This is a genomic window from Streptomyces sp. SID486 (assembly GCF_009865385.1).
Classification (GTDB): domain Bacteria; phylum Actinomycetota; class Actinomycetes; order Streptomycetales; family Streptomycetaceae; genus Streptomyces.
Map to the genome: position 1 here is coordinate 68,209 of NZ_WWJT01000720.1, position 14,077 is coordinate 82,285.

A 14,077-nucleotide genomic window follows, 5' to 3' on the forward strand; every position below is an offset into this window, starting at 1 on the left:
GTCACACGCCCGCGTACGAGTGCTTGCCGGAGACGAAGATGTTGACGCCGTAGTAGTTGAACAGCCAGCACCCGAACGCGATCATCGCCAGGTAGGCGGCCTTGCGGCCCTTCCAGCCGGCCGTGGCCCGCGCGTGCAGGTAGCAGGCGTAGGCGATCCAGGTGATGAACGACCAGGTCTCCTTGGGGTCCCAGTTCCAGTACCGGCCCCAGGCGTCGCCCGCCCAGATCGCGCCCGCGATGATCGTGAACGTCCACAGCGGGAAGACGGCCGCGTTCACCCGGTAGGCGAACTTGTCCAGGGAGGCGGAGGCGGGCAGCCGCTCCAGCACCGAGGTCGCGAACCGGCCGGGCCTGCCGCCGCTCTGGAGCTTGTTCTCGTACGAGTCCTTGAACAGGTACAGGATCGTGGCGACCGCGCCGACGTAGAACACCGCGCCGCAGAAGATCGCGGTGGAGACGTGGATGTACAGCCAGTACGAGTGCAGGGCCGGCACCAGCTGGTCGCTGGCCGTGTACAGGACGGTGACGGCGAGGCCCAGGTCGAGCAGCACGGTCGTGACGAGGAACAGCCCGAGCCAGCGCACGTTCTTCTTCAGCGCCAGCAGCCCCAGGTACACGCCGACGGCGACCGTGGAGAAGGTGATGTTGAACTCGTACATGTTGCCCCACGGCGCCCGCTCCACGGAGGCCGCGCGGGTGACGACACCGGCGAGCTCCACCAGGAACGCGAGCACGGTGAGCGAGATGGCGATCCGCCCGTAGAGGTCGCCCTGCTCGTCACCGCCGTGCGCGCCGGGCCCGTCCGGCACGTCCCGCGCGCCGGACGCCGAGCGCACGACGACCTTGGGCCGCTCCAGCACGGTGGTGCCGCCCGCCCGCTGGACGGTGACGGCGGGGGCGCCCGGGGTCCGCGCGCCGCCGACGGTGAGCGCGGCGGCCGTACGGGCGACCTTGCTGCGGCTGCCGAACAGCCATTCGGCGATGTGGGCGAAGAAGGCCAGGGTGTAGACGGCCATCGACGAGTAGATCAGCGTGTTGCTGAGACTCGCGAGATGTTCGTTGGTGGCGGCGGCGAGAGTCACTTCTCAGCCCCTTCGGCAGGTACGGCTTGAGGGTCGGGGGTCTGTGCGGGTTCGGCGTCGAAGGCGGCACCGGGGTCGGGGGCTCCCGGCGCCCGGTCGTAGAGGTGTCCGGCGAGGACGCCCAGCTCCTCGGGCACCTTGGCGGATTCGCTGCGGCCGAGGCCGGCCATCTCGACCACCGTCACGCCGTCGGCACCGCGTACCGCCCGCACCCACACGCGGCGGCGCTGGATGAACAGGGAGCCGGCGAGACCGAAGATCGCGGCGACGGCACCGCCGAGCGCCCAGCCGCTGCCCCGCTCCTGGACGATCTCGAAGCCGGCCCACTCCTTGATGTCCTTCTCGAAGGTCACGGAACCGGCGCCGCCGGGCAGCTTCATCGTCTCGCCGGGCGTGAGGTTCGCCCTCAGCTGCGCGCCCTTGGCGTCCTTGAAGTCCTTCATGTGGGTCTTGTCGAGCTGGTACACGCTCTGCGGGAGACCGGAGTCGACACCGAGGTCACCGTGGTACGGCTCCAGGTTCAGCAGCGGGTTCAGCAGCGCGGGGAAGGCCGAGGCGATCTCGTGGCCGGGTCCGCCGTAGGTCGGCAGGAGGAACGCCTTGATGCCGAGCTGGTCCCTGGCGCCGCGCGCGTCACGGTAGTCGTCCATGACCTTGACGACGCCCTGCGAGGTGACGTTGCCGTCCAGCGGCAGCAGCGGCACGGCGTCGTGGTAGACGACCTTGCCCTTGCCGTCCCGGACGGTGATGACGGGCGCGTAGCCGTGGCTGACGAGGTAGACCTTGGCGTCGTCGATCTTCAGCGGCTCGTTGACCTTGACGGTGGTCGACTTCTCCTTGCCGTACGCGCCCTGGCTGTACCTGATCTTCGCCTCGTAGGTGCGCGGGGTGCCCTTGTTCGGGCCGCTGACCTCGTAGGTTCCCTTGAAGTCCTTGAGGTCGAAGCTGAAGGGGACCAGGTCGTCGGCGCTGAAGAGACTGCCGGACTTGAAGTCGTCGTACATCAGCAGCGAATTGGAGAAGCCGTCGCCCTCCACCATCAGCTTGGTGCCGTCCGACTTGTACAGCTGGCCGGAGGCGAACGCGACCAGCAGCACGATCAGGGCGATGTGGAAGACCAGGTTGCCCACCTCGCGCAGATAGCCCTTCTCGGCGGCGACGGCGTCACCGGCGACATGGGCGCGGAAGCGGCGCTTCTTCAGCAGGGCGAGCGCGGCCTCGCGGACCTGCTCCGGGTCGGCCTCGGTGCGCCAGGTCGTGTACGCCGGCAGCCGGGTCAGCCGCTTGGGCGCGCCCGGCGGCCGGCCGCGCAGCTGGCCGACGAACTGCCACGTGCGGGGGATGATGCAGCCGATGAGGGAGACGAACAGCAGGATGTAGATCGCGGAGAACCACACCGAGCTGTAGACGTGGAACAGACCGAGCTTGTCGTAGACCGGCGCCAGGGTCCGGTGGGCGGCCCGGAAGTCCTCGACCTTGCCCGCGTCGGCACCGGTCTGCGGGATCAGCGAGCCGGGGATCGCGCCGAGCGACAGCAGCAGGAGCAGCAGCAGCGCGACCCGCATGGAGGTCAGCTGCCGCCAGAACCAGCGCGCCCAGCCGATGACGCCGAGGCCCGGCACGGTCGCCGGTTCCTCCTGCGGCGCGGTGGACAGCTGGGAACCCGCGGCCCTCAGGTCGTCCTGGTCGCGGCCGTGGCCGGCGTCGGTCTTGCTCATCGGTCAGATCCCCACATTGAAGCCGTCGGACCAGGTCTGCATCTGCTGGATCAGGCCGCTCCAGGCGCCCGTCAGCAGCAGCACACCGGTCACGATCATCATCGAGCCGCCGATGCGCATCACCCACACATAGTGGCGCTTGACCCAGGCGAAGGCACCGAGCGCCCTGCGGAAACCGATCGCGGTGAGGACGAAGGGCACGCCGAGTCCCAGGCAGTAGACCACCATCAGCAGGGAACCCCGCGCGGCGCTCGACTCCTGGAAGGAGAGGGCGTTCACCGAGGAGAGCGTCGGGCCCATGCAGGGCGTCCAGCCGACGCCGAAGAGGGCACCGAGGACGGGCGCCCCCAGCAGGCCGCCCGTCGGCCGCCGGTGGAAGCGGAACTCGCGCATGGTGAACCAGGGCAGCAGCCCCATGAAGAACACGCCCATGACGATCATGAGCAGGCCGAGCACCCGGGACAGGGTCTGCTGGTACTCGACCAGATTGGCACCGAAGTAGCCGAAGAGCGCCCCGCTGGAGACGAACACGGCGCTGAAGCCGAGGACGAACAGGGAGGCGCCGGCGATCATCCGCCCCCGCCTGGCCTCGGCCAGGTCGGTGCCCGCGACACCCGTCACGTAGGAGAGGTAGCCGGGGACCAGCGGCAGCACGCAGGGCGAGAAGAAGGAGACGAGCCCGGCGAACAGCGCGATCGGCAGGGAGACCAGCAGGGCGCCGTGCATCACCGTCTGGTTCGGCCCCGTCCCGGCGGCCAGCGTCAGCAGAGCACTCACGTCACTTCTCCGCGAGTACCGGCTTGAGCATGTCCAGCAGGCCCGTGTCGTCGAGCGCCTCCAGGGCCCGCGCGGCGACCTTGCCCTTGCGGTCGATGACGAGCGTGGAGGGGACGAGCTGCGGGTTGAGGGTGCCCTTCTTGAAGCGGAGCATCAGCTTGCCCGTGGGGTCGTACAGGCTCGGGTACTCGACGCCGTGATCCCGTTCGAAGGCGAGCGCGGGGGTGGTGCTGGTGTCCCGCGTGTTGATGCCGACGAACTGGACACCCTTGTCCTTGTACTCCTCGGAGACCTTGGCGAAGTACCGCGCCTCGTTCCGGCACGGCCCGCACCACGAGCCCCAGACGTTGATGACGACGACCTTGCCCTTGTAGTCGGCGACGTCGAGGGCCTTGCCGTCGATGGTCTTGCCGGACAGGTCCGGGGCCGCGGCTCGCTTGCCGGCCGGGACGGTGTCGATGCCGTTGTCGCCGGTGACGAAGTTGGTGTCGCCACCGCCACCGGAGATGCCGCCCTTGCCGCACGCGGACAGGGTCAGGGCCGCTGCGGCGGCCGCGGCGGTGAGCAGGACGGCGCGGCTACGGGTACTCATGTGAAAAGTTTCGCATGCCTGTTCCGGGGATTTCGCGCACCCCCCTGCCGGGCGGAAAACCGCATTTCAGGGCGTACTTACACAGGGCATTTCGGACAGCCTCCCCGGTCGGGCGGCACCGGAGGAGGCCGAGCCGCCGCGGTCCGGCCGCCGAAGAGGAGGCCGAGCCGCCGCCCCGGTCGGGCCGCGCCGGAGGAGGCCGACCCGCCGGCCCGGTCAGGCCGCGTCGGAGGAGGCCGAGCCGCCGGCCCGCAGGAACTCCTTCCAGCCTCCGGTGGGCCGCTGCCCGACGCCGAGCGTGCGCAGCTTGGCGAGCACCTCGGGCTTCTGCACGTCGATCCAGTCCACGAACTGCCGGAAGGAGACCAGCCGCACGTCGGCGCCCTTCTCCTTCTCACGCGCGATGTGCTTGAAGGCCTCCTCGACGGCGTCCATGTAGATGCCGCCGTTCCACTGCTCGAAGTGGTTGCCGACGAAGAACGGCGCCCGGTTCGACTCGTACGCCCGCTGGAACCCCTGGATGTACGCCTGCGCCGACTGCTTGCGCCAGCCCGGGTAGTTGTACGAGGGCGCCTTGGTCGAGTTGAGCGACTGGTTGGCGAGCATGTTGTAGTCCATGGACAGGACCTCGAACGAACGTCCGGGGAAAGGTATCTGCTGAAGGGGCAGGTCCCATATCCCCATCCGCTTCTCCGGCCACACCTGACGGCCGCCCGGGGAGGAGGCGTCGTAGCGCCAGCCCAGCTCGCGGGCCTTGGGCAGCAGGTTGTCCTGGCCGAGCAGACAGGGCGTACGGCCGCCGACCAGCTCCTTGTCGTAGTCGAACGGCAGCGAGGGCAGATCGGTCCAGCCGGAGTTGGTCCGCCACTCCTTCACGAACGCCTTGGCCTGCCGGATCTCGCTCCCCCACTGCTGCGCGGTCCAGTTGCCGACCGTGCCCGAGCCGGCGCAGAAGTGCCCGTTGAAGTGGGTGCCGATCTCGTGGCCCTCCAGCCAGGCCCGGCGGACGTTCTTCAGCGTGGCCTTGATGTGGTCGTCGCTGAGGTAACCGATGTCGGAGGCGCCGCGCGGGTTGTTCGGGGGCTCGTACAGCCGCTTCTTCGCCTCGGGCAGCAGGTACAGCCCCGAGAGGAAGAAGGTCATGCTCGCGCCGTGCTCCTTGGCCAGGTCGAGGAAGCGCGGGAAGAGCCCGTTGCCGACCTCACCCGCGCCGTCCCAGGAGAAGACCACGAACTGGGGCGGGGTCTGTCCCGGCTCCAGCGGCTCGGGCCTGGCCGGCTGGTGCGGCTGCTTGCCGGTGAAGGAGGTGGAGCCGTCGCCGATGGGCCGCGCCGGACGGGTGCCCGCCTTGCTCCCCTGCTCGGTCCCCTTGCCGGAACCGTCCGGGTGCCCGGCGCCGTCCGAGGACGTGGAACCACCGCAGCCGGCGAGCGAGGCGGCGGCCGCCGCGCCCGCGCCGAGGCCGAGTACTCCCCTCCGGGAGAGGTTCCGGGAGAAGGTGCGCATGGAAATCCCCGATCGTCACTGCCTGCTGGGTCATCCAGTCAGAGGGTGTGATGATCGGGGAGGTTCCGTTTATTTGTGTGATTTTCGTGATGGATGCTGTTGAAGTGCGCCAAGCACCTCAAACGGACCGCCGGTGACCGGTCAGGCCCCGAACGCCTTCCCCTGGGCCGTGCCCTTGCCCTTCTGGGGCTTGGCACCGGCGCGCAGATGGGCCGGGACGAGGTCGATGGCGGGCTCGCTGTAGCCCACGGACACGATCTTGTCGCCCTGGTACGTGAAAGTCGTCAGGGAGGCGAGGGTGCACTGCCGCTTGCGCGGGTCGTGCCACAGCCGGCGCCGCTCGACGTACGACCGCACGATCCAGACCGGCAGCTGGTGGCTGACCAGCACCGCCTCGTGCCCGCGCGCCCGGTCCCGGGCCGCGTTCAGCGCGCCCATCATCCGCACCACCTGGTCCACGTACGGCTCGCCCCAGGACGGCCGGAACGGGTTGACGAGGTGCTTCCAGTTGTCCGGGTTGCGCAGCGCGCCGTCCCCGACGCCGAACGTCTTGCCCTGGAAGACGTTCTCGGCCTCGATCAGCCGCTCGTCGGTGTCGAGGTCCAGCCCGTGCGCCTTGGCGATCGGGGTGGCCGTCTCCTGTGCCCGCTCCAGCGGGGAGGCGCAGACGTAGGTCACGTCCCGCGGGGCGAGGTGCTCGGCGACCCGCTCCGCCATCTGCCGGCCCAGGTCCGACAGGTGGTAGCCGGGCAGCCGCCCGTACAGCACTCCGTCCGGGTTCTCGACCTCGCCGTGCCGCATGAGGTGGACGACGGTGATGTCCTTGGTGTCGCTCATCAGGCAGTGGCCTCCGCAGCCGCCCGGGCCGCCGCCGGAAGGGCGTCGGCGATCTTCTGGATGGCCCGTTCGTCATGGGCCGTGGACACGAACCAGGACTCGAAGGACGACGGCGGCAGGTAGACGCCGTTCGCCAGCAGCGAGTGGAAGAACGCGGTGAAGCGGTACGACTCCTGCCGCTTGGCGTCCTCGTAGTCGCGCACCTGCCGGTCCGTGAAGAACACGGAGAACATGTTGGACGCCGTCTGCAGCCGGTGCGCGACGCCCTCCTTGGACAGCGCCTCGCCGACCAGCGTCCGGATCTGCTCCGAGACGGCGTCGACCTTGTCGTAGGCGGCGTCGTCGAGCAGGCGCAGCTGGGCGAGGCCCGCGGCGGTGGCGACCGGGTTACCGGAGAGGGTGCCGGCCTGGTACACCGGCCCGGCGGGGGCGAGGTGGGCCATGACGTCGGCCCGCCCGCCGAACGCGGCGGCGGGGAAGCCGCCGCCCATGACCTTGCCGAAGGTCATGAGGTCGGGCCTGACACCGTCCACGCCGTACCAGCCGGCGCGGCTGGTGCGGAAGCCGGTCATGACCTCGTCGGAGATGAAGAGGGCGCCGTTCTTGCCGCAGGCGTCCTTCAGGCCCTGGTTGAACCCCGGGTCCGGCGGTACGACGCCCATGTTGCCGGGCGACGCCTCGGTGATCACGCAGGCGATCTCACCGGGGTGCCGGTGGAACGCCTCGTGCACCGCCTCGAGGTCGTTGTACGGCAGCACGATGGTGTCGCCGGCCTGGGCGCCGGTGACACCGGGGGTGTCGGGCAGCGCGAACGTGGCCACGCCCGAGCCCGCCGAGGCGAGCAGCGAGTCGACATGGCCGTGGTAGCACCCGGCGAACTTGATCACCTTGGAGCGCCGGGTGAACCCGCGGGCGAGGCGGATGGCGGACATGGTGGCCTCGGTGCCGCTGCTGACGAGCCGCACCTGCTCCACGGGCCCGACCGGGCGACGATCTCCTCGGCGAGTTCCACCTCGCCCTCGCCGGGCGTGCCGAAGGACGTGCCGCGGGCGACGGCCTCCTGGACGGCGGCGATGACCTCGGGGTGGGAGTGCCCGAGGATCATGGGCCCCCAGGAGCAGACCAGGTCGACGTACTCGCGCCCGTCGGCGTCGGTGAGGTAGGCCCCCTTGCCGGACACCATGAACCGGGGGGTGCCGCCGACGGCGCGGAAGGCGCGCACCGGGGAGTTCACTCCGCCCGGCGTGACGACGGAGGCGCGGTCGAAGAGCGCCTGTGAGACGGGCGCGTCGTAGGGATAGGGCGTTTCGCTCGTGGCACTCATGACGTGCGGCTTCTCCGGCTTCTCGGACTCCGGTTGCGGGGTGACCTCCTCAGGGTAGGCCGCGCCCGGGGCGGACCGCGGACCACCTCGAGATCGAAGCGTCGGCATCCGCCGGGCATCTGCGAGACTGAGAGCTGATACACAGAGCCCATACGCACGTAATCATCAGGACCGGATGATCAGGGGCCGGAAGATCCTCGTGGACTGTTGTTCCACCGCACGTTTCGGCGGGCGGCCGTGGGGGAGGTCACTGACACGATGATCGGGTTGCGCGGCGGGGGCCACGCGTCCTAGAAAAGCAGTCGGGTGGAGATATGCATCGCGGTGGCGGACTGGGCGAGGGGACCGATGACCTGGGTCCTCGTCGTGCCCGGCGGGGAAGGCACCGGCGCGACGCGGAGGAGACGACCGAAGCACGGCAGAGAGACACGCATCAGGCTGACGCACGCGAGGCACAGGGGCTGCGCGCCGACCGCCTCCGGGCGGGGAGCGGGAACGGTGGTCGGGTGGGGGTGACGTACAAGTACTTCGGCGCGCCGGACGGCGCGACCGCGGCCCGTGTTCCCATCTCGATGCGCCCCGAGGAACTCGGCGGTGACGAGCTGGGCATGAACGGCATGTTCACCAAGATCAAGCCGGAGACGATGGCCGCGATGGTGCTGACCGGCATCGAGGGTGTCCCCCTGCACAAGGTGCCGCCCCTCGAACTGGTCGTCCTGCATCCCGACTACGCGGTCGTCAAGCTCCCCATGACGGTGGTCGACCCCCTGCGCGGCATCGGCGAGGAAGCGGTCGGCGCGGCGGCGTTCATCTGGTCGACGGTCCCGGACCGGGGCGGCCCACGCGACGCGTTCAACGTGTACCAGCTGCTGCACGAGTGGCAGGACTTCAGCCACCGGCTGCATGAGGCGGGGCACCAGCCTTATTGCTTGGTTTGGCCCTGAGCTGGGGTTTCGTGAGGGGCGGGCGGGGTCTTCGGGCCTCGCCCTTTTGCGTGCCGGGGAGGGGCCGTCAGGCGGCCAGGGCACATTGGTTTTGCTGGGGGTGGTGACGTGCCCTGGACTCCTCCTGCCGACTCAAGGAAACGCGGCTCCTGGTCGGGCGGCCAGTCGGTTCACCAGCGTCCCGGGCCCGATCTTGCTCAGGGCCCAGAGGCTGCTGGTCCATCGGCTCCACTGCCAGAGCGGGTCATCCGCATCCACAGGGGTGTGGAAAGTGAGCAGGGCGATCGTCGATGTTTTCGCGACGCCTGGCCAATCGGGCGCGGTGCTGGAAATCGCGCCGGGCGAACTGCACGTCGGTCAGGACGATCCCCCGGTCGGCGGCGAAGAGTCTCGCCAACGTGGACAGCCGTGGGGACGGATTCGGCTGGTGGATCGCACACACCCCCGCCCGACGAGCTGACATGGGGTGGCTCAGGCGCTGATGAGGCGGCTGTCGAAGCCGGCACCCAGGAGGCGCTCGTACGCGTCATACACATCCCCCGGTACGTGCTGCTCGACGGCGAAACCGAGCTTCGGGTACTCGATCACCCGTTGCAGGTCGCCGACAAGCATGTCGACGACGAGCTTCTCGTCGCCGATGGACTTGATGTAGTCGTCCAGTTCCAGCGGCTCTGAGGCACAGACGACCTCTGTCTCGGGCCACAGCTTGCGGCAGGTCGCGTACGAACGGCGCTCCATGTACGGCTTGGAGATCAGCAGCAGCGACTCGACCGCGATGCGGGCCTCGGCCAGCAGCTCACGGGAGAAGGTGATGTTCTGGCCGGTGTTGGCCGCCTTCGACTCGACCAGGATCGCTTCGTCCGGAACACCCAGGCTCAGGGCGTGCTCGCGATAGTGGACGGCCTCGCCGCGCGGGAAGCGGGCGCGGGTGGTGGGGCTGTTGCCGCCGCTGAAGACCACGACCGGGAAGAGGCCCGCACGGTAGAGGTCGGCGGCTGTGGCGGCCACGCCCAGGTCGTGGCTGCCCAGGCCGATCGCCGCCGAGCAGGGCCGCTGCTCGTGGCCCATCTGGTGGTAGTTCCAGATCAGCGTCGCGTCGTGGAACTGCTCGTCGGTGATCTGGCGCTGCTCGCGCTGCGGCACTTGCACTCCCTGACTCATCCCTGCTGGCCTCTTCGGATGCCCTCGATGCTGCGCAGCTGGTGGCTCAGCCCGTACTGCTGGGCCACCTGCGCCGCCTGATCGAGGACGAACAGCCCATCATTCCGGGTCGCCGCGTCCGACAGAAGGATGTGCCCGTAGGCGGTGTCCTGCCGCACCCGCTGCATCGGGGAGTCGACCGTGCCGGTGGTGCGCGCGATGTCGATGTAGTGCAGGGCCTGCTTGAGGTCGCCTGCGCCGCGATGGGCCAGGGCCAGCTTCTGGTGGGCGACCGACCAGTCCTCCGGCTCGCCCAGGTCCTCGAACGCACGAGTGGCAGCCGTCATCACATTGGTGGCGTACTCGTTGTTGCCCTCCTTGCTCAGGGCCGTGCCCACCCAGAGCCGAGCCCTGGCTCGGTCGCGGAGGCTCAAGCGCTCGTCCCCGGCGAGGAGGTCGTACTGGCGGGCGGAGGCTTCCAGCTCGCCGGACATCTCCTGGACAACAGCGAGAGAGAGCTCGATCTGGGCCACTCGGCGCGGGATGGCGAGCTCGGTGAACATGCCGCGAGCAGTCACGTAGGAGTGCCGGGCGGCGAGCGGGCCCAGGATCGCACCCTGGTCCCGTTGCAGGTCGCCGAGAAGCACGAGAGAACGGCCGTAGAGATAGAGACCCTTGTCATCGAGGTCATACGGGTCGTGTCGCGTCAGCCAGCGGTTCAACAGCGAGGTGGCGAAGGGGAAGTTCTGGCGGTTGACACAGACCACAGCCCGCTCGATGTCCTCGGTCCAGGTCTCGTGGTCCGCCGGCCGCGCGCTCTTCCTGTCGGGGGAGACCAGTGCCTCGAACCTGGCCTGAGCAGCGGGGTTCGCGCGGGCCAGTGCCGTGTCGAGGATGGCCTGGGTATCCGGGCGGGGCTGGGTTGCGATGCCGAGGCTCTCCCACTTGGCGACCGTGCGCAGCGCGACACCGAGGTGCTCGGCGAAGGCGCGCGTGCTCATACGCAGCGCGGCGCGCAGGGCGCTCGCCTCCCGGCCTGTCCATTGCTGCACGCTGACCACGGATGACCTCCCTCCGTCACGTATGGAAGCACTGTCGGTGACGACGTGGGGTGGGAAGTGCAACGGAAGTACAACAGCAGGTCATTTCGGAGCCGTTCACGACGGCCGACGCTGTGGGCATGGACGACGACCTCATCACCGAACGCCGCTCCGTCGCCTGCCCCCAGGTCTTCGGCTACCTGCGTCATGTCACCGGCGGGCCGGCCCGCCACTCGGCGCTCGTCGACTGCCTCACCGAGTACTGCCGACTGCATGAGCTGACTCTGTGCGGCGTGTTCACCGACCGCGAGGCGACCGTGGCCGTCCGCTCTCCCGCCTTCGCCGGCCTCCTGGACGCGCTCGGATTGCCCGATACGTATGGCGCCGTAGTCCCTGCCCTCAGCCACCTCGGCCCAAAGCGCGTCGTATCCGAGCGGCAGCGTCAGATAACAGCAACAAACACCCGTCTGATCATGATTCGCCCCGACAGGCCGACGCCGGAACGTGCGCCTCGGTTCGGTGTGAGCCCCGGCCTCCGGCGCCAAGGAGATACGTGATGTCCGTCCGTGAAGCGCTGCGCAGCGCACCCATGGTCAACGACGTGCCCGGACTCCGCCTGCTCCAGGTCGGTGACGGCTGGGACCTCGTACGTACCCCCGCAGCGGTCGGCTTCCTGGCCCTGGCCCACCTGCGGGCCACGGGCACGACAATCGGCCCGGTGCTGTACGACGGGCCCAACGAACGCCTCTACTACGCCATCGACACCGGTACCGCCGGAAGTTGGAGCGACTTACCAGTCCGGCATCTCACCACCAACTCATGGCTCGTCGCGCCAGGAATGGAACGGATCGACGACTGGTTCGGCGGCTGGTGCGAGCTGCCCGACGACGACACCCTTACCGACGCCCACGCCCTCCGTGCCGCACTCCAGCACCCATACGTCACCACCGCCCTGGAGACGGTTCGATGACCAGCCGCGCGATCAGCTGTCACAAGGAGCGGACCCTCCAGCCCGACCGGGAGCCCGACGCCGAGCCCACCACGTGCGCGATGAAGTGCGCGGTCTGTGGCGAGACCTCACTGCCCGGTATCGACTTCACCGAACCACATTTAGCCAAGAAAGCCCAGGTCAGCGCCCCGCCGCTCCCATTCGCCGCACGAGTGGCAGGACTTCAGCCACCGGCTGCATGAGGCGGGGCATCAGCCGTACTGCCTGGTGTGGCCCTGAGGCAGGGGTTCTGAGGGGGGACCCGTCGGCGTTCCCCGTGTCGGCCTGGTTCACCGCCACCTCACCACCCCCGTGTCCGCCGATGGCCGGCCCGGCCGCCCGTGTGTGTGTCGGGCGGGTGGCCGGGGCCGCGGGTCACTCCCCTTCGGTGTGGACCACCGTGATGTGCCGGTCGTCGCCCGGGTTCTCCAGTTCGTCCAGGGCCGCGACCGCCAGGTCCTCCGCGCTGACCCATGAGCGGCCGTCGGCCGCCGTGAGCAGGGTGTCCGTGCCGCGGCGGTAGCGGGCGGTGCGCGGGCCGGGTTCGAGGTGGGCCGGGGGGCTCAGGTAGACCCAGTCGGGGTGGGGATGGTCCCGGCAGGTCCGCAGCTGTGCCACTCCCGCCGCGGCGACCGGCCGCAGCCACGAGGGGACGTGGGCGGGGTCGTCCGCCACCAGCAGGCCGGGCGTGCCCGGGCTGCGCAGGGCACCGGCCCCGCCCACCACCAGGACGCGGATGCCGAGGCCGGCGGCGGTGTCCAGGACGGCCCGGGTGACGCCGAGCAGGAAGTCCTCGTCCACCGGCTCGGTCCGCACGGCGAGTACGACCGCCTCCGCCGCGGCCGCCGACAACGCCTCGCGCACGGCCTCGGAATCGCTCGCGTCCACCGGGACCGCGGTCACGCCCGGGTTCCCGCCCGGCGCCCTGCGGGACATGGCCACGACCCGGTGTCCGCGTGCCGCGGCCTCGGTGACCACCCGGCTGCCGACCATTCCGGTGGCGCCGAGCACCGCGATCCTCATGCCTGCCTCCTGCCGGCCCGACCGGTTCATTCCCGTCCGCGTCCCCTGCTCGCCCGACCCGTTCATGCCCGTCCGCGTCCCGTCGGCGGGTGCCGGGTCCGGCTGGGGCGGGTCCGGCTGGGGCGGGGTCGGCTGGGTCGGGTGTGTCCGTGTCGCGTTCGCCTGTGTCATGTCCGTTCCTTCTTCGTGGTCTTCGGTGGTTGCACCTGCGCCGCCAGCATCGCCGCCAGCGCCAGGACGAAGCCGAGCGCCTGGGGCAGGGTGAGGGATTCGCCCATCGCCGTGCCGATGACGGTGGCGACCAGCGGGGAGAGGAGTACGAGGGGGGCCGAGGCGCCGACCGGTAGGTCGGCGATGCCGCGGAACCAGAGCGTGTAGGCGATCAGACCGCCCATGCTGCCGAGCCACAGGTACCCGCCCGCCGCGCCGGCGTCGATCCGGTGCGGCGGCCCCTCGACGGCCAGGGCCGTCGGGAGCAGCAGCAGTCCGCCGGCCGTGAGCTGCCAGGCGGCCAGGGTCAGGGGGCCCGCGCCCGCCGGGCGGCCCCAGCGCTTGGTGAGGACGACACCGGCGGCCATGGCCGCCGTACCGCCGAGGCCGGCCAGGACGCCGACCGCGTCCAGGCGGGCCCTCGGGCCGAGCACGACCAGACCGACGCCTGCCACGCCGAGCACACCCCACGTCCACCGCCGAGCGGTCGGCTTGTCCCGCAGTACCGGGATGGCCAGGGCCGCGACCAGCAGCGGCTGGGTGGCGCCCAGGGTGGCCGCGACACCGCCGGGGAGCCGCTCGGCCGCCAGGAACAGCAGCGGGAACAGAGCGCCGATGTTGAGCGCGCCGAGGACCGCGGTCTTCCACCACCAGTGCCCGTGCGGGAGTACGCGGGTGAGCGCCAGGCCGAGCAGCCCGGCGGGCAGGGCGCGCACGAGGGCGGCGAACAGCGGGTGGCCGGGCGGGAGGAGTTCCGTGGTGACGGCGTACGTCGTGCCCCACGCGGCCGGGGCGAGCGCGGTGAGCGCGACCGTGGCGGCCCGCCGTGCGGACGGGGTCCGCGGCGGGGCCGGTGCGTGACGGGTCCGGAGGGGAGGGACGTCGGGAGGCATG

At 70.2% G+C, this 14,077-nt stretch carries 13 protein-coding genes and 1 pseudogene; 3 read left to right on the forward strand and 11 right to left on the reverse strand.

The window, feature by feature from the left end; translation table 11 throughout:
• Position 1: 1 nt before the first annotated feature.
• The 7 genes and pseudogenes from ccsB to hemL all read right to left on the reverse strand — a co-directional run bounded on the left by ccsB (position 2) and on the right by hemL (position 7,838).
• Positions 2-1,084 (reverse strand): c-type cytochrome biogenesis protein CcsB, encoded by a 1,083-nt coding sequence (gene ccsB / locus GT045_RS33710; protein WP_161292244.1) that lies wholly within the window; start codon positions 1,082-1,084, stop codon positions 2-4.
• Positions 1,081-2,802: a cytochrome c biogenesis protein ResB gene (locus tag GT045_RS33715; RefSeq protein ID WP_161292246.1), complete on the reverse strand. Its 1,722-nt coding sequence runs from the start codon at positions 2,800-2,802 to the stop codon at positions 1,081-1,083. The genes ccsB and GT045_RS33715 overlap by 4 nt, the downstream gene beginning before the upstream one ends.
• A 3-nt stretch (positions 2,803-2,805) precedes the next feature.
• On the reverse strand, positions 2,806-3,579 hold the full coding sequence (locus GT045_RS33720; RefSeq protein WP_161336510.1) for a cytochrome c biogenesis protein CcdA: 774 nt from the start codon (positions 3,577-3,579) through the stop codon (positions 2,806-2,808).
• A gap of 1 nt (position 3,580) precedes the next feature.
• A complete protein-coding gene (locus tag GT045_RS33725; RefSeq protein WP_161292248.1) occupies positions 3,581-4,171 on the reverse strand; it encodes a TlpA disulfide reductase family protein in 591 nt (196 codons plus the stop codon).
• A gap of 216 nt (positions 4,172-4,387) precedes the next feature.
• On the reverse strand, positions 4,388-5,677 hold the full coding sequence (locus tag GT045_RS33730; protein WP_161336511.1) for a hypothetical protein: 1,290 nt from the start codon (positions 5,675-5,677) through the stop codon (positions 4,388-4,390).
• Between the two features lie 141 nt (positions 5,678-5,818).
• Positions 5,819-6,514: a histidine phosphatase family protein gene (locus GT045_RS33735; RefSeq protein ID WP_161336512.1), complete on the reverse strand. Its 696-nt coding sequence runs from the start codon at positions 6,512-6,514 to the stop codon at positions 5,819-5,821.
• Positions 6,514-7,838, reverse strand: a pseudogene (gene hemL, locus GT045_RS33740) (glutamate-1-semialdehyde 2,1-aminomutase). The gene GT045_RS33735 and the pseudogene hemL overlap by 1 nt, the downstream one beginning before the upstream one ends.
• A gap of 506 nt (positions 7,839-8,344) precedes the next feature.
• Between hemL and GT045_RS33745 the strand changes: the two are divergent.
• Positions 8,345-8,782 (forward strand): hypothetical protein, encoded by a 438-nt coding sequence (locus tag GT045_RS33745; protein WP_003974483.1) that lies wholly within the window; start codon positions 8,345-8,347, stop codon positions 8,780-8,782.
• A gap of 471 nt (positions 8,783-9,253) precedes the next feature.
• Here GT045_RS33745 and GT045_RS33750 read toward each other — a convergent pair whose 3' ends face one another.
• Positions 9,254-9,943, reverse strand: coding sequence for a YdcF family protein (locus tag GT045_RS33750; RefSeq protein ID WP_161295798.1), 690 nt, complete (start codon positions 9,941-9,943; stop codon positions 9,254-9,256).
• Positions 9,940-10,983, reverse strand: coding sequence for a hypothetical protein (locus GT045_RS33755; RefSeq protein ID WP_161336513.1), 1,044 nt, complete (start codon positions 10,981-10,983; stop codon positions 9,940-9,942). The genes GT045_RS33750 and GT045_RS33755 overlap by 4 nt, the downstream gene beginning before the upstream one ends.
• 119 nt (positions 10,984-11,102) lie before the next feature.
• Here GT045_RS33755 and GT045_RS33760 point away from each other — a divergent pair, with 119 nt between their 5' ends.
• Positions 11,103-11,519, forward strand: coding sequence for a hypothetical protein (locus tag GT045_RS33760; protein ID WP_202529260.1), 417 nt, complete (start codon positions 11,103-11,105; stop codon positions 11,517-11,519).
• Positions 11,519-11,932 (forward strand): hypothetical protein, encoded by a 414-nt coding sequence (locus GT045_RS33765; protein ID WP_161295802.1) that lies wholly within the window; start codon positions 11,519-11,521, stop codon positions 11,930-11,932. Before GT045_RS33760 ends, GT045_RS33765 begins: the two co-directional genes overlap by 1 nt.
• Positions 11,933-12,325: 393 nt before the next feature.
• Here GT045_RS33765 and GT045_RS33770 read toward each other — a convergent pair whose 3' ends face one another.
• Together GT045_RS33770 and GT045_RS33775 are read right to left on the reverse strand one after the other, a co-directional pair.
• Positions 12,326-12,973 (reverse strand): NAD(P)H-binding protein, encoded by a 648-nt coding sequence (locus tag GT045_RS33770; RefSeq protein WP_161336514.1) that lies wholly within the window; start codon positions 12,971-12,973, stop codon positions 12,326-12,328.
• Between the two features lie 167 nt (positions 12,974-13,140).
• Entirely contained in the window at positions 13,141-14,076 is a 936-nt protein-coding gene (locus tag GT045_RS33775; RefSeq protein WP_161336515.1) for an EamA family transporter, read from the reverse strand.
• Between the last annotated feature and the right edge of the window lies 1 nt (position 14,077).